General features: G+C 66.0%; 13 protein-coding genes. 6 read left to right on the top strand and 7 right to left on the bottom strand.

The genetic code is table 11. The features are described from left to right. The first annotated feature begins 189 nt into the window (after positions 1-189). The 6 genes from glyA to purU all read left to right on the top strand — a co-directional run bounded on the left by glyA (position 190) and on the right by purU (position 8121). Positions 190-1500: a serine hydroxymethyltransferase gene (gene glyA, locus HXS65_RS08280; protein WP_077379135.1), complete on the top strand. Its 1311-nt coding sequence runs from the start codon at positions 190-192 to the stop codon at positions 1498-1500. Positions 1501-1641: 141 nt separating this feature from the next. After that, positions 1642-2892: a sarcosine oxidase subunit beta family protein gene (locus HXS65_RS08275; RefSeq protein ID WP_084209343.1), complete on the top strand. Its 1251-nt coding sequence runs from the start codon at positions 1642-1644 to the stop codon at positions 2890-2892. 25 nt (positions 2893-2917) lie between these two features. Then, complete coding sequence (locus tag HXS65_RS08270) at positions 2918-3244, top strand: sarcosine oxidase subunit delta (protein ID WP_043333138.1); 327 nt, start codon at positions 2918-2920, stop codon at positions 3242-3244. Further along, a complete protein-coding gene (locus tag HXS65_RS08265) occupies positions 3241-6348 on the top strand; it encodes a sarcosine oxidase subunit alpha family protein (RefSeq protein WP_176493649.1) in 3108 nt (1035 codons plus the stop codon). The genes HXS65_RS08270 and HXS65_RS08265 overlap by 4 nt, the downstream gene beginning before the upstream one ends. Then, complete coding sequence (locus HXS65_RS08260; protein WP_255304458.1) at positions 6341-7042, top strand: sarcosine oxidase subunit gamma; 702 nt, start codon at positions 6341-6343, stop codon at positions 7040-7042. The genes HXS65_RS08265 and HXS65_RS08260 overlap by 8 nt, the downstream gene beginning before the upstream one ends. Positions 7043-7245: 203 nt before the next feature. Next, positions 7246-8121 (top strand): formyltetrahydrofolate deformylase, encoded by an 876-nt coding sequence (gene purU, locus HXS65_RS08255; protein WP_136939031.1) that lies wholly within the window; start codon positions 7246-7248, stop codon positions 8119-8121. A gap of 130 nt (positions 8122-8251) precedes the next feature. Here purU and fhuB read toward each other — a convergent pair whose 3' ends face one another. From fhuB to HXS65_RS08220, 7 genes are all read right to left on the bottom strand, one after another. After that, on the bottom strand, positions 8252-10375 hold the full coding sequence (fhuB, locus tag HXS65_RS08250; RefSeq protein WP_255304457.1) for a Fe(3+)-hydroxamate ABC transporter permease FhuB: 2124 nt from the start codon (positions 10373-10375) through the stop codon (positions 8252-8254). After that, positions 10362-11372 carry an ABC transporter substrate-binding protein gene (locus HXS65_RS08245; protein WP_176493648.1) on the bottom strand — a complete coding sequence of 337 codons (1011 nt, stop codon included), beginning with the start codon at positions 11370-11372 and terminating at the stop codon, positions 10362-10364. The genes fhuB and HXS65_RS08245 overlap by 14 nt, the downstream gene beginning before the upstream one ends. Beyond that, a complete protein-coding gene (locus tag HXS65_RS08240; protein ID WP_077379143.1) occupies positions 11369-12136 on the bottom strand; it encodes an ABC transporter ATP-binding protein in 768 nt (255 codons plus the stop codon). Before HXS65_RS08240 ends, HXS65_RS08245 begins: the two co-directional genes overlap by 4 nt. A gap of 46 nt (positions 12137-12182) precedes the next feature. Further along, complete coding sequence (locus HXS65_RS08235; RefSeq protein WP_240499599.1) at positions 12183-12782, bottom strand: RNA polymerase sigma factor; 600 nt, start codon at positions 12780-12782, stop codon at positions 12183-12185. Between the two features lie 317 nt (positions 12783-13099). Further along, on the bottom strand, positions 13100-15781 hold the full coding sequence (locus tag HXS65_RS08230) for a GNAT family N-acetyltransferase (protein WP_218015067.1): 2682 nt from the start codon (positions 15779-15781) through the stop codon (positions 13100-13102). Beyond that, positions 15778-17334, bottom strand: a complete 1557-nt coding sequence (locus HXS65_RS08225; protein WP_176493647.1) for a lysine N(6)-hydroxylase/L-ornithine N(5)-oxygenase family protein — start codon at positions 17332-17334, stop codon at positions 15778-15780. The genes HXS65_RS08230 and HXS65_RS08225 overlap by 4 nt, the downstream gene beginning before the upstream one ends. Further along, positions 17327-19015, bottom strand: coding sequence for an aspartate aminotransferase family protein (locus HXS65_RS08220; protein WP_176493646.1), 1689 nt, complete (start codon positions 19013-19015; stop codon positions 17327-17329). Before HXS65_RS08220 ends, HXS65_RS08225 begins: the two co-directional genes overlap by 8 nt. Between the last annotated feature and the right edge of the window lie 295 nt (positions 19016-19310).

Here is a 19310-nt window from a genome sequence, read left to right as displayed (position 1 = left end):
GCCTTGTGGCGCCAGCCCGAGTCGCATCTGCGCAGGCATGTCGCATTCGCACTGCACGGTGACGCTGACAAGCAGCCTGCCCGTCAGGGGCGGGGCTAGTATCGGAGCACATCTGCAAGGTTTGACCTGCCGGGTCCTCATGACCCCTCTGCATTTCCAACGACAACATCCGATAACCGGAGGCGCGCAATGTCTCAGCAACATGGCTACACCCGTGATGACCGACTGGCCAGACTCGATCCCGCTCTGGCCGAGGCCATTCTCGAAGAGACAGCGCGTCAGGAAGCGCATATCGAGCTGATCGCCTCCGAGAACTATGCAAGCCCGCTGGTGATGGAAGCCCAGGGCAGCCAGCTGACCAACAAGTATGCCGAAGGGTATCCGGGCAAGCGCTACTACGGTGGCTGCGAATTCGTCGACAAGGTCGAGACACTGGCCATCGAACGTGCCTGTGCGCTGTTCGGCTGTGACTACGCCAACGTGCAGCCGCACTCCGGTGCCCAGGCCAATGCCGCCGTGTTCATGGCGCTGGTCTCGCCGGGCGACACCATTCTCGGCATGAGCCTGGCGCATGGCGGTCACCTGACCCACGGCGCCGCCCCCAACTTCTCCGGCAAGCACTACAACGCCATCCAGTACGGCCTGACCGAAAGCGGCGAGCTGGACTACGAGGAGATGGAGCGTCTGGCGCGCGAGCACAAGCCGAAGATGATCATCGCCGGCTTCTCCGCCTACTCCCGCGTGGTCAACTGGCGTCGTTTCCGCGACATCGCCGACGAGATCGGTGCCTGGCTGATGGTCGACATGGCCCACGTGGCCGGTCTGGTCGCGGCGGGTCACTACCCGAGCCCGATCCCCCACGCCCATGTCGTCACCACCACCACGCACAAGACCCTGCGCGGCCCGCGTGGCGGCCTGATTCTCTCCGCCACCGGCGACGAGGCACTGTACAAGAAGCTCAATGGTGCCGTCTTCCCGGGTCAGCAGGGTGGCCCGCTGATGCATGTCATCGCTGCCAAGGCCGCGGCCTTCAAGGAGGCGATGAGCCAGGACTTCGTCAGCTATCAGGCGCGCGTGATCGCCAATGCTCGTGTGATGGCTCACGTCTTCATGGAACGCGGCTATGACGTCGTCTCCGGCGGCACCGATGACCACCTGTTCCTCGTCTCGCTGATCCGTCAGGGCGTGACCGGCAAGGACGCGGATGCCTCTCTGGGCCGCGCCCACATCACCGTCAACAAGAACAGCGTGCCGAATGATCCGCAGAGTCCCTTCGTGACCTCCGGTCTGCGCATCGGCACACCGGCCGCCACCACGCGCGGCTTCGGCGAAGCGGAATGCGAGGCGCTGGCCGGCTGGATCTGCGACCTGCTCGACGCGCTGTCCAGCGGCGAGAGCGACAAGGTCGAGGCTGAAGTGCGCGGCAAGGTCGAGGAAGTCTGTGCGCGCTTCCCGGTCTACGCCTCCGCCAGCATCACTGATACCGCCGAGATTGCCTGAACAGGGCGCTGGCGAGAGACAACGATAACCACGACACATGCCGCAAGCGCAGAGACATCACTCGGGTGACAACAACAGACATCACTCGGGCGAGAGCACCGGACAGCGCTTGCGGTGGCAAAGATGTGAGGAGGGTGGCAAATGCAGCGTTACTCGGGATTCGGGCTGGTCAAGCATGCGCTCAGCCACCATGAGAACTGGCAGAAGGTCTGGCGTAGCCCAGAACCCAAGAAGGAATACGACGTCATCATCGTCGGTGGCGGCGGGCATGGACTGGCCACGGCCTACTACCTGGCCAAGGAACACGGCATCACCAATGTCGCGGTGATCGAGAAGGGCTGGCTGGGCGGTGGCAACACCGCGCGCAACACCACCCTGGTGCGCTCCAACTATCTGTGGGACGAGGCGGCGGCGCTCTACGAGCACTCCATGAAGCTGTGGGAAGGCCTGTCCCAGGACCTGAACTACAACGTGATGTTCTCCCAGCGTGGCGTGCTCAACCTGGGCCACACCCTGCAGGACATGCGTGACATCCAGCGCCGCGTGAACGCCAACCGTCTGCAGGGCATCGACGGCGAGGTGCTGGACACCCGGCAGGTGCAGGAACTGGTGCCGGCGATGGACTGCTCCAGCCGCGCACGCTATCCGATTCTCGGTGCCTCCTGGCAGCCGCGCGGTGGCGTGGCGCGTCACGACGCCGTGGCCTGGGGCTTCGCGCGCGGTGCCGACAGCCTCGGCGTCGACCTGATCCAGCAGACCGAGGTCACCGGGTTCCGCAAGCAGGATGGCGCCATCGTCGGGGTGGAAACCTCGCGCGGCTTCATCGGTGCCAAGCGTGTCGGCGTGGTCACCGCCGGCAACTCCGGGGTGATGGCCGAGAAGGCCGGCTTCCGTCTGCCGCTGGAATCCCACCCGCTGCAGGCGCTGGTGTCCGAACCGCTCAAGCCGATTCTCGACACCGTGGTGATGTCCAACCACGTCCACGGCTATGTCAGCCAGTCCGACAAGGGTGACCTGGTCATCGGGGCCGGCATCGACGGCTACGTGGGCTACGGCCAGCGTGGCAGCTACCCGACCATCGAGCACACCCTGCAGGCCATCGTCGAGATGTTCCCGATCTTCTCGCGGGTGCGCATGAACCGTCAGTGGGGCGGCATCGTCGACACCTGTCCGGACGCCTGCCCGATCATTTCCAAGACGCCCGTGAAGGGGCTCTATTTCAACTGCGGTTGGGGCACCGGTGGCTTCAAGGCCACGCCGGGTTCCGGCAACGTCTTTGCCTGGACGCTGGCCAAGGGGCGCACCCATCCGCTGGCAGAACCCTTCTCCTATGACCGTTTCAACACGGGCAAGCTGATCGACGAACATGGCGCCGCCGGCGTCGCGCACTGAACCTGCCGTCAGGAGACGACCGACCATGATGCATATCTTCTGTCCCTACTGCGGCGAGCTGCGCGAGGAAGAGGAATTCCACGTCAAGGGCCAGGCGCATATCGAGCGCCCGAAGGACCCCGAAGCCTGCTCCGATGCCGAGTGGGGGGATTATCTGTTCTTCCGCAACAACCCGCGTGGCGTTCATCACGAGCTGTGGATCCACGCCGTGGGCTGTCGCAAGTATTTCAACATCACCCGCCACACCGTGACCTACGAGATTCTCGAGACCTATCGCATGGGCGAGCAGCCCACCATCACCGGTGAGACGAAAGCCGATCCGACCACGCAAGCCAAGGGGGTGAGCGCATGAGCCAGCAAGACCACCAGACCGCCGCTGCCCCGCGCCGTCTCGCCTCGGGTGGACGCATCGATCGCGCCACGCCGCTGACCTTCACCTTCAATGGCAAGCGCTATCAGGGCCTGGCAGGCGATACCCTCGCCTCGGCGCTGATGGCCAACGGCCTCGATGTGCTCAACGCCAGCTTCAAGTATGCGCGTCCGCGGGGCCTGGTCGCCGCCGGTGCCGAAGAGCCCAACGCCATCCTGCAGCTGGGCAGCACCGAAGCGGGCCAGGTGCCCAACGTGCGTGCCACCCAGCAGGCGCTTTACGACGGCCTGGAAGCCCACGCCGTCAGCGGCTGGGTCAAGGCCCAGAAGGACCTGATGAGCCGTTTCCTGCCGCAGGTCGGCAAGCTGGGCGGCAAGTTCATGCCGCCGGGCTTCTACTACAAGACCTTCATGGCGCCGGCCTCGCTGTGGATGACGTATGAAAAGTACATCCGCAAGGCCGCCGGTCTCGGGCGTTCTCCGCTCGAGGAGGACCCGGACATCTATGATCACCTGCATCAGCACACCGATGTGCTGGTGATCGGCTCCGGCCCGGCGGGCCTGATGGCGGCGCTGGTCGCGGCCCGCAGTGGCGCGCGCGTCATCCTGTGTGACGAGCAGGAAGAGCTGGGTGGCTCACTGCTCTCCATGTCGGCGGACTGTCTCGATCAGACCCTGGACGGCAAGCCCGCCATCGAATGGCGTGACGCCGTGCTGGCGGAGCTTGCGGCCTGTGAGGATGTGCAGTTGCTGCCGCGCACCACCGCCAACGGCTATCACGATCACAACTTCGTGACGCTGCACGAGCGCCGCACCGAGCATCAGGCCGATCTCGCACCGCGCAATGCCCGTGGCGCCCAGCAGGCACGTTCACGCCTGCATCGCGTGCGCGCCCACCGCGTCATCATGGCCACTGGCGCCCACGAGCGGCCGCTGGTCTACAGCCACAACGATGTGCCGGGCAACCTGCTGGCCGGTGCCGTCACTACCTATCTGACCCGTTACGGCGTCGCCGCCGGTAACAAGCTGGTGTTGTCGGTCAACAACGACCATGCCTATCGCGCGGCGCTGGCATGGAAGGCGGCCGGTCGTGAGGTGGTCGCGATCGCCGATGCGCGTCCGGCCCCTGCCGGCGTGATGGTCGAGGCGGCGCGTGCCGCCGGCATCCGCATCATCGCCGGCTCCGCCGTGATCGAGGCCAAGGGTGAGCGCCGCGTGACAGGCGCGCGCATCGCGGCCATCGATATCGATGGATTTACTGTCACCGGTGAAGTGGAAGAGCTCGCCTGCGACACCATCGCCAGTTCCGGCGGCTACAGCCCGGTGGTTCACCTGGCGGCGCACACCGGCGCGCGTCCGGTATGGAGTGATGAGATCCACGGCTTCCTGCCGGCGCTGGGCGCACCGATGCTCAAGGGCTTCGATGCCTGCGGCGCCGCCAATGGCAGCTTCGCGCTGGAAGATGCGCTGGTCGCGGCCTATGCCAGCGGTGTCGCCGCGGTGGAAGCCTGCGAGTTCGAGATCGCCAAGGCCGAGGTGCCGGCGGTGTCCGAGCTTGCGGAATCCCCGATGCTGCCGCTCTATCAGGTGCCGCATGACAAGCCCACCGCACGCGCACCCAAGCAGTTCGTCGATCTGCAGAACGACGTCACTGCCGCCGGGATCGAGCTTGCGACCCGCGAAGGCTTCGAGTCCATCGAGCACGTCAAGCGCTACACCGCGATGGGCTTCGGCACCGACCAGGGCAAGCTGGGCAACATCAACGGCATGGCGGTCGCCGCGCGCTGTCTGGGGCAGACCATCCCCGACACCGGCACCACCGTGTTCCGCCCCAACTACACGCCGGTGACCTTCGGCGCCATCGTCGGCCGTCACTGCGGCGAGCTGTTCGACCCGATCCGCTACACCGCGATGCACGAATGGCACGTGGCGCAGGGGGCGAAGTTCGAGGATGTCGGTCAGTGGAAGCGCCCCTGGTACTACCCGCAGGGCAGTGAGGACATGCATGCCGCCGTCGAGCGCGAGTGTCTGGCGGTGCGCGAGAAGGTCGGCGTGCTGGATGCCTCGACCCTGGGCAAGATCGACATCACCGGTCGCGATGCGCGCGAATTCCTCAACCGCATCTACACCAACGCCTGGGCCAAGCTGGGCGTCGGCAAGGCGCGCTACGGCCTGATGTGTCACGACGACGGCATGGTGATGGACGACGGTGTCACCACCTGTCTGGCCGAAGACCACTTCCTGATGACCACCACCACCGGTGGCGCGGCCTCGATCCTTGAGTGGCTGGAACTGTGGCACCAGACCGAATGGCCGGAGCTGGACGTGCAGATGACCAGCGTCACCGATCACTGGGCGACCCTGACCGTCACCGGCCCCGAGGCGCGCGCGCTGGTCGGCGAGCTGACCGATATCGACCTTGACCGCGACAGCTTCAAGTTCATGGAAGTGCGTGAAGGACTGATCGCCGGCATTCCCGGGCGCATCTTCCGCATCTCCTTCACCGGCGAGCTGTCCTACGAACTCAACGTGCCGGCCAACTACGGGCTGCATGTCTGGAAGCGTCTGTTCGAGTGCGGCAAGAAATACGGCCTCACGCCCTACGGCACCGAGACCATGCACGTGCTGCGCGCCGAGAAGGGCTTCATCATCGTCGGCCAGGACACCGATGGCTCGATCACCCCGGAAGACCTCGGCATGCAGTGGTGTGTCGGCTATAACAAGCCGTATTCCTGGATCGGCAAGCGTGCGCTGTCGCGTCCGGATACCCGCCGCGATGACCGCAAGCAGATGGTCGGCCTGATTCCGACGCGCAAGAAGGCCGGCGATGAGCGCATCGTGCTGCCGGAAGGCTCGCAGATCGTCTTCGACCCGGAGCACGCCATCCCGATGCCGATGGTCGGCCACGTGACCTCCAGCTACTACAGCCCGACGCTGGGACATGGCTTCGCGCTGGCGGTGGTCAAGGGCGGTGCCAAGCGCATCGGCGAGACGGTGTTCCTGCCGCAGGCCGATGGCACGACGCTGGAAGCCGAAATCACCTCACCGGTGTTCTACGACAAGAAAGGGGAGCGCCAGCATGTCTGATGCCACCACACTCGACCCGCAAGCGGGTGCCGCCGTCGAGGCGCAGCCGCAGGACATGACAAGTTCTCAGACGTCAGTGATCGACCAGCGCCCGACGCCTGAAGTTCACGCTCAGAGCGCCCGTTCGCCGCTGGCGCATCTGTTCACGGCCCGCGATGACGGTGATGCCGGCGTCGTGCTGCAGGAGAAGGCGTTTCTCGGTCATCTGACGCTGCGCGGTGACCCCGCGCAGCCGGGCTTCGCCGAGGGGGTCGAGGCGGCGCTGGGTCTGGCGCTGCCGTTGACCCCGGCGACCCTCCACCAGAATGAGGGCGGTCGCTCGATCCAGTGGCTGTCACCGGATGAGTGGCTGATCCTGGTGTCCGGCGAGGAAGCCTTCGCTGTCGAGAAGGCGCTGCATGAGCGGCTTTCGGGGCGCTATCAGGTGGTCAACGTCAGTGGTGGCCAGACCGTCATCTCGCTGAGTGGCGACCAGGCGCGTCAGGTGCTGATGAAGTCGACGCCTACCGATGTGCACCCGCGAGCCTTCCCGGTCGGGCGGGGCGTACCGGCGGTGTTCGCCAAGGCGACGCTGGTGCTGCGCCGCGTCAGCGAGAGCGAATTCGAGCTGGTGGTGCGCAGAAGCTTCGCCGATTACCTCGGCCGCTGGCTGCTGGATGCCAGCGAGGAATTCGGGGTCTGCATCAAGGCCTGAGATCTGCGTCTGGAGAGAGCTCTGTCGCAGGCGCACGCCATGATCTGAATCAACTGCCAGGGGCCTTGCCCGGGCCAGGAGGCGGGCTTCAGAAATACTGAAGCCCGCCTCAATAATATTGGTTTGTCGCGCAGGGCCCCGGATGCAACCCTGACGTTGCAGCTTCCAACAATGAATAATCCTTACATGACAGGCACCTATGTATGCGTGATACCTGGATTCTGACCGCCCAATGTCCCAGCCGTATCGGCACGGTGGACGTCGTGACACGCTACCTGCGCGAGCAGGGCTGCTATATCACCGAGCTCAATTCCTTCGATGACCGCCTGTCGGGGCGCTTCTTCATCCGGGCCGAATTCCGGCCCCAGACCGAGGCCGGCGAACTCAGCGACAGCTTTGACGCCGCCGGTTTCGAGCAGGGGCTGGGCACGCGTGCCGCCGACTTCGAGATGGACGTCAGCCTGAGTGCGCCGGAGGAGCGCATGAAGGTGGTCATCATGGTCTCGCGCTCGGACCACTGCCTGAACGACCTGCTCTATCGGCATCGCATCGGCCAGCTGCCGATGGACATCACCGCCGTCATCTCCAACCACCCGGACATGGCGCCGCTGGCCGAGTGGCATGGCCTGCCCTATCACCACCTGCCGATCACCGCCGAGACCAAGGCCGAGCAGGAAGCGCAGGTGTGGCAGATCGTGCAGGACACCGGTGCCGAGCTGGTGATTCTGGCGCGCTACATGCAGGTGCTGTCGAGTGACATGTGCGAGAAGCTCTCGGGGCGGGCGATCAACATCCACCACTCGCTGCTGCCGGGCTTCAAGGGCGCGCGCCCCTATCACCAGGCCTACGAGAAGGGCGTCAAGCTGGTCGGTGCCACCGCGCACTACATCAACGATGATCTCGATGAAGGGCCGATCATCACCCAGGGCGTCGAGACGGTGGATCACGCCCACTATCCGGAAGACCTGATCGCCAAGGGCCGTGATATCGAGTGCCTGACCCTGTCGCGTGGCGTGCGTTATCACCTCGAGCGCCGCGTCTTCCTGCATGACAGGCGCACGGTGGTGTTCGGCAACTGAGTGCAGATTGCGAAAAGAGAAACGCTGAAACACGAAGCCCGCGATCAGGAGGTCGCGGGCTTCGTGTCTTCTGGCGTCGTGTCTTCTGGCGTCATGTCTTCTGGCGGTGAGGCCTCTCAACGAGAGCGACTCAGCCCGACTTGCGCAGGCTCCACAGGAAGTAGCTGCCGCCGATCAGCGAGGCCATCAGGCCGGCGGGGATCTCGTAGGGCGAGAGCAGCTGACGGCCCAGCCAGTCCGCCAGCACCATCAGCAGCGCCCCGCACAGCACCGCGCCGAGCATGTGCTCTCGCGCGCGGCTCAGCCCCAGCAGACGCGCCAGATGCGGGGCCAGCAGGCCGACGAAGGACAGCGGGCCGACGATCAGGGTCGCCAGCGCGGTGAGCACCGCCACCGCACCCAGCAGCACCAGACGGGCGCGGGTCACGCCGATGCCCAGCGCACTGGCGCTCGCCATGCCCAGCGGCAGGATGTCCAGCCAGCGCGCCAGCGGGCGCACCAGCAGCACCGCGACGATCGCCAGCGCGAGCACGCCAACCGCCGCCGAGAGACCCACGTAGTAGGTGGAGCCGGACAGCCAGGCCAGAATCTGCTGACCGCGCGGGTCCCCATCGGCGAGGATGATGCCGCGCACCGCATCGTAGAGCGCCGTGATCGCCACCCCGCACAGCAGCACGCGTTCGGGGATGAAGCCGCTGCGATGATTGAGCGCCACCAGCAGCGCCAGACAGGCCAGTGCCCCGCAGACGCCCGCGCCCAGCAGGGTCAGCTGGCCCGGTTCCGGCACCAGCAGCAGTGTCAGCATCAACGCGATGGCGGTGCCGCCGCTGATGCCGAGAATCTCGGGGCTGGCCATCGGGTTGCTGGTCAGGCGCTGCAACAGGGTCCCGGCGAGGGCCAGCAGCACGCCGGCACCTGCCGCCGCCAGCACGCGTGGCAGACGGAAGTCCAGCACGCTGGTCTGGCCTGACAGCAACTGTTGGAGCATGTCACCGCCAAGCGTCCAGCCATCGACGCCATTGCCGACGAGAAGCGCCAGCAGCAGGGCGATGATGACGCCTGCCAGCAGCCAGCCCAGCAGACGGTCGGGGCAGGGATGACGATGCGTCAGTGACATGCCGTGATGACTGGCGGGGCCTGCCCCCTGCGCCATCTTCAGGCGCGGAATCAGCCACAGCAGCAGCGGCGCGCCGAGGGCCGCCGTCATCGCGCCGGTGGGGATCAGGTTGGGCAGCAGGCCATCGAGACTGGCGACCACCAGGTCCGTCACCGCCAGCAGCAGTGCCCCGAACAGCGGTGCCCACAGCAGGCGTTGACCCAGGCGGCGTGCGCCCATCAGACGCACGCAGGCCGGCGCGGCCAGGCCGATGAAGCCGATGATGCCCAGCACGCTGACCACGCAGGCGCTCAGGAATACCGCCAGCCCCAGGCTCATCAGACGCAGCTTGCGCAGCGAGACGCCCAGGCTTCTGGCATTGGCCTCGTCGAGATCCAGTACCGCCAGCGGGCGCATCAGCACCAGTGCCAGCAGCATGCCCGGCAGCAGACGGGTGATCAGCGTGGTCACGCCGCCCCAGCCGTTCTGCGCCAGCGAGCCTGCGCCCCATACCAGGGTGCCGTGCAGGGCTTCCTGATGGAACAGCAACAGCACCATGCCCAGCGCGCCGATGTAGAGGTTGACCACCAGACCCGCCAGCACCACCACGGTGGGTGACATGCCGCGCGCCCAGGCCAGCGCGAATACCAGCCCCATGGCGGCCAGGCCACCGGCCAGCGCGACCCATTCTCGGCCGAGCTGGAAGCCGTCACCTCCAAGACCCGTGCCGGCCATCAGCGCCGGGGCGAACAGCGTCGCCAGCATCATCGCCAGACTCGCGCCACTGGCAACGCCAAGGGTAGTGGGCGCGGCCAGCGGGTTGCGCAGCACCTGCTGCATCAGCACCCCGGCCATGCCCAGCGCAGCCCCGGCCAGCAGCGCGCAGAGCAATCGCGGCCACCAGCTGACATGGGCCACCAGCTGGGCGGAGAGCAGGGCACTGTCTGCCTGGCTGAGACTGGCGGCATTCGTGACATCGGGGGATGACCACAACGCCGTCAGGCCCTGCATCAGGCTCAGGCCGTCACGGTTGAGGGCGAGGCTGCCCAGCACCAGCAGGGCCAGCGTGAGCAGACTGCAGGCTCTGCCGGGAGTGAGCCGAAGGGGATTGGGGGCGGAAGAGGAACGCTCTCTCATGACCTGCTCAGGGGTGGCCATCGGTGATCTCTCCCTCAGGTGCCGGCTCGCCGTCGAGCGCCGTGTCCGTGTGGTCGTTGATCAGATGCTCGTCAAGCAGATCCTCGTCAAGCAGATGATCGGCGAGCAGGTCGGCGAAACGATTGGCCGAGGGCAGGGCGCCAAAGCTCCATACCGGCGGCAGGAACAGTGGCGCCGAGGCAGCGCTGTTCTCGCGCACGCCGGGCATGGCCTGCCACAGACCATTGCGCGCCAGGGCCTCGCGTCCGCCGGGTGGCAGGGGCTCCACCACCACCATGCGGCCCTTGAGGGTCACCAGCTTCTCGAGACTGACGGTGGCGAAGCCCCAGGCATTGGTATCGCCTTGCCAGGCATTGTCGATGCCCATGCGCTCGATCACCGCCTGGAACAGGCTGTTGTCACCGAAGATGCGCACATGGCGGTCATCCATGAACTGCACCATCAGCAGGGGGCGCAGCGCCTGACCCTCGCGAGCGCTCTGCTGGCGCAACGCGGCAGCGTAGCCGGCCAGTCGGGCCGTGCTCTGGCGAATCAGTTGCTCGGCCTGTGGCTCGCGCTGCGTCAGCTTGCCCAGCTGGCGGGTCGCCGCGACCAGCGTCTGCCAGGTGTCGGCATCCGGGGTATAGATGGCGACACTGGTGACCGGCGCGATGGCCGACAGGCGTGGCGTGAGGCTGGCGAGCATCGGGCTGATCAGGATGTCATCGGGGGCGAGGGCGGCCAGCTGCTCCAGATTCGGTTGGGTGCGCAGGCCGAGATCCCGCGTGCCTTGAGGCAGCGCCGGTTGAGCCACCCAGCTGGCGTAGGTCTCCACCTGGCCCACGCCCATGGCGCGCACCCCGAGTCCGGTCAGGGTCTCGGCCAGGGTCCAGTCCAGTGCCACGACGGGGCGATCGACGAAGCCCGCTGGTGCCTCATGGGCGTCACCCGTCGTGGCGGCGCTGGCGGATCCCGCGGCCAGCAGGCTCAGGCCGATCAGTGCCATCAGCCACTTCATACCGGCACCGCGATCTGCTGCTGGCCATGCGCCGGGGTGATCACCTGCATCTCGACGCCATAGATATCCTTGAGCGTGGCGGGATTCATCATCTCGTCGGGCGCGCCTTCGGCCAGCACCTTGCCACTGTGGAGCGCTACCAGACGGTCGCAATATCGCGCCGCCAGATTGATGTCGTGCAGCACGATGATGATGCCCAGTCCCAGGGTGTGGCTGAGATGCGAGACCAGCTCCATCACCTCGATCTGGTGGGCGATATCCAGCGCCGCCAGCGGTTCATCCAGCAGCAGATAGCGGCTGCCCTGGGCTAGCAGCATCGCCAGCCACACGCGCTGACGCTCGCCGCCGGAGAGCGTATCGACCTGCTGGTCGGCGAAGGCCTCGGTGTGGGTCAGTGCGATGGCGCGCTCGATGGCGGCCTCATCCTCGGCGCCGGGACGCCCCAGCAGGCCGTGCCACGGATAGCGCCCGAAGGCGACCAGCTCTCGTCCGGTCAGCGCTTCGGCGGCCGGCAGGTGCTGGGGGAGATAGGCCACGGCGCGGGCGAATTCACGGTTGCCGAATTCCGAAAGCGCACGCGCATCCAGCGACAGCCGGCCGCTGGTGGGCTGCATCTGTCGCGCCAGCAACTTGAGCAGCGTCGACTTGCCGGACCCGTTGTGACCGATCAGGCCATGCACCTTGCCCGGCGCGAAATCCAGCGCGGAGGCTTGCAGCAGACAGCGCTGACCGAGGGTGAAGCGCAGTTGGTCGAGAGTGAACATTGAGGCGTCCGTCAGCCGCATTCGAGGCGGTGCTTGAAGGTGGAAATCATGATGAAGACCCGGGGATGTCGCCAGCGCGCGTCCTGTTGTCGGCCCGCTCACCGCGAAAGCAGCCGGCGGCCGTCAGTCGATCCGCGCAATGGCGTTGCGCCTGCTGGACATAGCGGCCTGCCATGCGCTCCGAGACCCCCAGACGCTCGCCGATCTCACGCTTGGTCACGCCTTCCAGTCGATACCAGAGGAGTGACTGACGAAGATGGTGGGGCTGCTCGGCGAGCGCCTGCTGGATCACCTGAAGCTTCTGGCGCCGCGCGAGACAGCGCTCGGGGTCCAGGCGTGTCGCCGAGAGACGCTCGTCGTCGTCCTCCATTTCCTCGAAGACCGGGGCGCGCGACTGGTGGCGGTGATGATCGATGATCAGATTGCGTGCGATCCGATACAGCCAGGCGCGCGGATTGCGCGGCGGCTCCCCTGTCATCCTGAGGCGCAGATAGACGTCATGGCACATGTCTTCCGCCAGATCATGCGAGGCCAGCTGACGGGTCAGGAATCCGATCAGCTCCTGGTGATAGCGGGCAAACAGTGCGTCCAGCGACGCCAGCTCATCCTCGGCCACCGCGCTGGTGTCCGTCCGGGCGTCAGCCACCGGGCAGGCAGCCCGTGCCGGCGAATCGCAGGGGGGCCGTTGCGTCTGCAGGTCAGCGCCCTCATCTGAGCGGGCTTCTGTCAGTGCTTGGAATGCGCAGAAGAAAGAGGACATCCACGGCTCGCAATGAGGATTGGCGTGATGGGGCGCTCAATCATATTGGTGTTGCGAATCATTATCAATGTCTGTCTGGCAGGCACGCGTCTGACCGCCTGCGAAGCATTCGGAGGCGGTCAGACGCGCAAGGCGGGACTTGCGCGGAGGGGGCCGGCCTCCCGGATCACGTTCAGCCACATGATCCGGGAGGCGCGACGCCGTCAGTGGCGAGCGAAGGCGGCGATGGGGTTGTCCAGCTCTCCCTTGAGTTGCAAGGCACCGGAGGGGTCGGTGAGGTCGACCATCTGCTGGTTGTTGCGCAGCTGCAGTCGGTTGAGGCACGACAGCGTGAAGCGTGGCGCGAACAGGTCGTGACGCGCGAACTTGTCGGCCATCTCCGGGTGCGCATCCTGGTAGTCATGGATGCAGGCCGCGACGCGTGACCAGAAGGCGTCTTCCGTCATCACCTGCTCGCGCACCAGCAGCGGTACCGCGAAGCGGAAGATGCAGTCGAAGATATCGGTGAGCAGCGACAGGATGCGGATCGGTTCCGGCACCTCGACCACCAGACGCTCGACTCCTTCCGGCAGCTCCAGGGCGCGGGTCTCGTCGGTGGCGAACAGCGCGGCCTCTTCGGCGATGTCCTTCATCAGTGCACCACACGGCACGCCATCGCGCAGGCGCATGATCAGGTTCTCGCCGTGGGGCATGAACACCAGATCATGCTTGAAGTAGCAGTGCAGCAGCGGCGTCATGTAGGCCGTCAGCCACTTGTCGATCCACGCTTCGGCGCCGATGCCGGAGCGCTCGATCAGCGCAGGCAGCAGCGCCTTCTCGTCGTTGTCGACGTGCAGCAGTGCGGCCATGGTCATCAGGCGCTCGCCCTCGTCCTTGACGTCTTCCGGGCTCTCGCGCCACAGGCTGGCCAGCATCTTGCGATAGCCGACGGCCGCCGGGTCGGCATCTTCCAGCACGTCATCGCGATAGCCGATGGCGGCGACTTCACGCAGCAGACGGAAGCCCCATGTCTCGAAGGACGGGTCGGAGTCGATCAGCCCCTGCAGCCACTGGTTGATGGCCGGCGTGGCGCGCATGTAATAGGGCGACAGACCGCGCATGAAGCCCATGTTGAGGATCGACAGCGCGACCTTCACGTAGCGGCGGCCCGGCTGGTTGCGGTTGTAGAGCGTGCGGATCGACTGCTGGGCCTGATAGCGGTCCTCGCCAAGGCCCAGGCACACGATGCGCTGGCTTGAGATCTCGGCGGCGAAGGTGATCGCCAGCTTGTGATTCCACTGCCACGGGTGCACCGGCATCATCAGGTAATCGGCGGCATCGAGGCCCTTGGCCGTCAGCTGATGCTCCAGGCGGGCCAGTTCGGCGTGACCCAGTTCCTCTTCCAGCAGACGGCGCGGATCGAGACCATCCACGCCGGAGTAATGCGCGTTGTCGCGATGCACGGCGATCCACACCAGCGCGAAGGGCTGTGCGGCCTCCGGCGCGTAGGCGCGATAGTCCAGCGCATCGAAGCCCATGCGGCCATTGTTGGCGACAAAGCACGGGTGACCTTCACTCATCGCCGATTCCAGGGTCTGGAAGGAGGCACCGGCCAGCACGCGGGCGGATTGATTCTCGCGCACGGCGCGCTGCATCTTCCAGGCGCTGGAAGCGAGCGTGGCGCTGACTTCCTCGAGATAGACCGGCAGCAGGCGCGGCGGAATCTCCAGCACGTCGTTGAGCTCCAGAATCAGCTCGCGGGCATCCAGCGGCAGGGCCTCGCCATTGGCGTCCAGACGCTGGAGGGAGGCCGCGTCGATCAACCAGTGATCGAGCTGGAAGCGGCGCGCCACGAAGCGATATTCCACCGCACGACGACTGACGGGGGCCTTGTCGCTCGCCGGGGCAGACAGCGAGAGGCGGTAATGATGCCAGCCATCCGTGATGCGGGCGTTGGTCTCGTCGGCACACTGCGGGTGGATCAGGCGCTCATGGCTGAATTCGGCCAGTGCCTTGCGCACCAGCAGGCGATTGGCCTGCTGCCAGTCCGGCCCGGTGAGGTGCTGGCCGGCCGCCGCCGGATTGGCGGTGATGGTGGTATCCAGTCGCGGGCTGCGGCTCGCCAGGGCGGCGCGGAAGTCCTGCGGGGTGCAGAAGCATAGACGCGCGGGCTTGCCGTCGAGATCCAGCGGGCCGTGATCGACGAAGCCGACGGCGGCATTCAGCGGGTGAATGGCGGTATTGCGGCTGTCGGGTTCGACCACCACGCGAGTGACCGGGCGGACTGCCTCACCGGTATCTGCGGCGTGCTCGTCACGGAACTGGCCGGCGAAGATCATCGCCATGATCGATTCGATCACCGCCCGTGAGAAGCCGCTGATGGGGGCCTGGTCATCGCTGCGCGGCGCGATGAGGAAGTGCATGCCGAAGTCGCCTGGCTGCACGGCGTAATGCTTGCCGAGCGGGTCGTGTGCCGGGTCATACAGCTCGACCAGAAACGCCGGCTGGTCGTTGTAGAGACCGAGCCAGCCCTGGGCGTGGCGACTGTCTTCCAGGCCCTGATAGAAATCGTGCTTGGTGGTGAGCAGGTCTTCGCTCATGCCCCAGAAGCTGGCGCGCGCGCCACTGGTCCACTCGTCCACCAGCGCCATGTCGGCGGCGAGATCCAGCGGGCGCAGCGCGAATTCCGCTCGCTCCGGCGTGCTGTCATCCTGCGGCTTGCGCAGGCGCGCCTGGGCCTGTTCGAGTTCCACCGAGCGGCGCGTGAAACGTGTGCCGGGTACCGGGCTCAGCAGGTCGAGTGCCGGGGAGGTGTCCAGTGATGTCTCGCCGAAGATATGCTGGGCCGGGGTCGCGGCGCTGTGGGCGTTGGCACGGGGGGTGGTGATGTCGACGGGCATGTTCATGCGGTGGTCTCCCGGTGTTGCGCTGCGCGTGAGGACTCGGTGGGGGCGGTGCTGGACGAGGCGGTCTTTTCGCTGGCCGCACTGGCATGCAGGTCGGTCTCGCCGTAGGCCAGATGGGCGGCGGGCAGAGGCGTGAAGCCGTTGCCGTTGCCCTTTTCAACGCCCGGGGCGCCGAAGCTCTGGAAGGCGATGCGCCGCTCGATGGGATAGACCTCACGCCCGGTGATGGCGCGCAGGATGCAGCTGTTGCGATAGCAGGCCATGCCCAGGTCCGGGGCGGCCAGCGAGTGGGTATGCAGCTCGGCGTTCTGGACGAAGATCTCGCCGGCAAAGGGCGACTGGTCACCTTCATTGCCTTCGGCGTCTGCGGTGCTCTGCGCATCGACGGCGTAGAAGCGCCCGACGGCGTAGCGGCCTTCGGCGTCACGACGGATGCGTGACTCGATGCTCTTCAGGAAGGGCGGGGCGACGTAGTGATACCCGGTGGCCAGTACCACGGCACTGGTCTCGTGGCGCCATGCCTGCTGCTGTTCGCGCTGATAGAGCCCCAGGCTGAAGTCGCCATCGGCGCTCTCGCGAGTCAGCGAGGTCAGCTCGGTATTGGTCATCAGGGTGGTGGGCACCACGCCCTGCAGCTGCTTGGCGTAGAGGGTGTCGTAGATCTCGTTGATCAGTTCGAGATTGATGCCCTTGTAGAGGCCCTTCTGGGTCGCCAGCAGGGTGTTGCGCTGTTCGCGCGGCAGGGCATGGAAGTAGTCGATGTAATCCGGTGACGTCATCTCCAGCGTCAGCTTGCCGTATTCCAGCGGGAAGAAGCGCGGCGAGCGCGTGATCCAGTTGAGCTGGTAGGCGTGCTGGTCGATCTCGCGCAGCAGGTCGAGATAGATCTCGGCGGCGCTCTGGCCGGAGCCGATGATGGTGATGGCCGGCTGGGACGTCAGTTCGTCCTTGCGCGCCAGGTAGTGGGCGTTGTGGCACACGCGGCTGCCCGCCACCGGCACCTCGCCGCGTACCGCATCGGCAGCGCCGGGCAGATACGGCTGGGTGCCGGTGCCCAGCACCAGCTTGCGTGCGCGATAGGTGAAGGCCTCGCCGGTGCTGGGGCGAGTGCCGCGCACCACATAGATGCCGCCGACATGCTGGATGTCCTGGACCTCGTGATCGAAACGCAGGCTGGTCAGCTCGCGCGCCGCCCACTGGCAGTACTGGTTGTACTCGCGGCGCAGCAGGAAGAAGTCTTCGCGAATGTAGAAGTTGTAGAGCTTGTCATGCAGCTTCAGATAATTGAGGAAGCTGAAGTGGCTGGTCGGGTCGGCCAGCGAGACCATGTCCGCCATGAAGGGCGTCTGCATGCTGGCGTCTTCCAGCAGCATGCCCGGGTGCCAGTCGAACTCGGCCTTGCGCTCCAGGAAGACGCCGTTCACGTCCTCCAGCGGCTCGCTCAGACAGGCAAGGCTCAGGTTGAAGGGGCCGATGCCGATGGCGACGAAGTCGAGCACCTCATTGCGCGTTTCAGCTGTGTCGGTGACGTGAGGAGTCGAGGTGTCATGCATGACGGCTTTCCTTTGCTTCTGTGGTGTGGCTGCGACGGCTGGCGGCGGGGGCATCGGCCAGTGCTGCGGCGTGGCTTGCCTGGGCCGTGGTGCTGACGGCGAGGTGATGCGCCTTGACCAGCGCCTGACCATGCTGGCGGATCAGCTCGACCACCGCGGCGATGTCGTCGCGGGTGGTGTCCGGGTTGAGCAGCGTGAACTTCAGATACTGACGGCCGGAGACCTTGGTAGCGGCGACGATGGCTTCCCCGCTGCGCGACAGGCGCTTGCGGATCTCGCGATTGAGGGCGTCCCACTGTGCATCGCTGAGGGTGTCTTCGTTGGCGTCATGGAAGCGGAACACCAGGGTGCTGAGCTCCGGGGCCTGGACGACATCGATGTCCGGTGCCGCTGCGAGCAGCTGATGGCCCTCGCGAGTGAGGTCGATCACGCAATCGAGCATGTCGCCGAGGGCATCGGCGCCCATCAGGCGCAGCGTCAGCCACAGCTTGAGCGCATCGAAGCGCCGCGTGGTCTGCAGGCTCTTGTTGACCTGATCCGGTGTGCCCTCGCGGGCCTGGAGTTCCGGGTTGAGGTAGTCGGCGTGATAGGTGACGTGGCGCAGCTGGGTGCGATCACGCACCACGCAGGCGCTGCAGCTGACCGGCTGGAAGAAGGTCTTGTGGTAATCGATGGTGACGGAGTCCGCCATCTCGACGCCCTTGAGCCAGTGACCGTGGCGACGCGAGGTGATCAGACCGCCGCCGTAGGCGCCATCGACGTGGAACCAGATGCCACGTGCATGACATTCACGGCCGATGGCCTGCAGCGGGTCGATGCTGCCGAAGTCGGTGGTACCGGCGGTCCCGACCACGGCCATCGGAATCAGGCCTTCCGCGCGCGCCTTGTCCAGCGCCTCACGCAGGGCTATCGGGTCCATGCGGCGACGCTCATCCACGGCGACGGGGATGACGGCGTTGTGGCCGAGGCCGAGCAGGGCACAGGCCTTCTGCAGGCTGAAATGGCTGATGCCGGAGGCGAAGACGCGCAGGCGCCCGGCTTCCGGCGGCAGGCCGTGGGTCTGGTTGCCGGGATGGTTGGGCAGCTTCTCGCAGACCGCGTCACGCGCCAGCAGCAGCGCCATCAGATTGGATTGGGTGCCGCCGCTGGTGAAGATGCCGTCCGCGGTCGGACCCAGGCCCAGTCGTTCGGTGGTCCAGTCGATCAGGCGCTGCTCGATCAGGGTGCCGCCGGCGCTCTGATCCCAGGTGTCGAGGGAGGAATTGATCGCGCCGAGCAGGCTTTCCGCCCAGACACCCGGCAGCACGACCGGGCAGTTGAGGTGTGCGATGTAGCGCGGGTGATGGAAATAGACGGCATCCTTCAGGTAGAGCGACTGGAGCTCCTCCAGGCCCGCTTCCAGATTCTCGAGGGGCGTTTCGAGATCCAGCTCGGCAAAGGCCGGGCGCAGGGCTTCCGGGGTGATACCGCTGAAGGGTTGCTGAACGTTCTCGAGCTGTTCGGCGACCAGACTGCTGATGCGTTGCATGCCGGCCTGCCAGGCATCCATGTTGGCAGGTGAGAACAGGGCGGCGCTGGGTGAGCGGGACAGGGAGCTCGCGGCGGCAGCGGCCTGGGGGGCAGACGCGGGGGATCCTGCAGCCGCGCCATAGGTGGCGGCGGAATCTTGAAGGCTGTGCATTACATAACCTTATGCGAATGTTCGCAGATAAAGACTTGGAAGAGACTCGCAGCCAGCCAGGGCAGGTGGCACAGGTGCGAGGACCAGTCAGGACATTCATCAAGTGCCGCGTGATGCGGTCGTTGTTGTGGGTGAAGTTGTTGGCAAAGCGGTTGGCGCGGTCAGTCACGCCTGCCGTGGGCATCGGCAGAGAGTGAGTCGTCACCGAGCGCCCCTGTGTCGGGCAATCTCGATGTCATGTGCGGCACACGCCAGAGGTATCAGATGATGAGTGGTTCAGGGCGATGGTGCCGGC

The sequence above is a fragment of the Cobetia sp. 5-25-4-2 genome, from assembly GCF_013374075.1.
Lineage (GTDB): Bacteria > Pseudomonadota > Gammaproteobacteria > Pseudomonadales > Halomonadaceae > Cobetia > Cobetia marina.
This window is presented reverse-complemented; position numbering and strand designations above follow the sequence as displayed.

Excerpts from the sequence above, each read along its gene's own strand:
- fhuB (WP_255304457.1), bottom strand. The coding sequence starts at position 10,375 with ATGGCCACCCCTGAGCAGGTCATGAGAGAGCGTTCCTCTTCCGCCCCC.
- HXS65_RS08245 (WP_176493648.1), bottom strand. The coding sequence starts at position 11,372 with ATGAAGTGGCTGATGGCACTGATCGGCCTGAGCCTGCTGGCCGCGGGA.
- HXS65_RS08265 (WP_176493649.1), top strand. The coding sequence starts at position 3,241 with ATGAGCCAGCAAGACCACCAGACCGCCGCTGCCCCGCGCCGTCTCGCC.
- HXS65_RS08240 (WP_077379143.1), bottom strand. The coding sequence starts at position 12,136 with ATGTTCACTCTCGACCAACTGCGCTTCACCCTCGGTCAGCGCTGTCTG.
- HXS65_RS08225 (WP_176493647.1), bottom strand. The coding sequence starts at position 17,334 with ATGCATGACACCTCGACTCCTCACGTCACCGACACAGCTGAAACGCGC.
- HXS65_RS08260 (WP_255304458.1), top strand. The coding sequence starts at position 6,341 with ATGTCTGATGCCACCACACTCGACCCGCAAGCGGGTGCCGCCGTCGAG.
- HXS65_RS08275 (WP_084209343.1), top strand. The coding sequence starts at position 1,642 with ATGCAGCGTTACTCGGGATTCGGGCTGGTCAAGCATGCGCTCAGCCAC.
- HXS65_RS08220 (WP_176493646.1), bottom strand. The coding sequence starts at position 19,015 with ATGCACAGCCTTCAAGATTCCGCCGCCACCTATGGCGCGGCTGCAGGA.
- HXS65_RS08230 (WP_218015067.1), bottom strand. The coding sequence starts at position 15,781 with ATGAACATGCCCGTCGACATCACCACCCCCCGTGCCAACGCCCACAGC.
- glyA (WP_077379135.1), top strand. The coding sequence starts at position 190 with ATGTCTCAGCAACATGGCTACACCCGTGATGACCGACTGGCCAGACTC.
- HXS65_RS08270 (WP_043333138.1), top strand. The coding sequence starts at position 2,918 with ATGATGCATATCTTCTGTCCCTACTGCGGCGAGCTGCGCGAGGAAGAG.
- purU (WP_136939031.1), top strand. The coding sequence starts at position 7,246 with ATGCGTGATACCTGGATTCTGACCGCCCAATGTCCCAGCCGTATCGGC.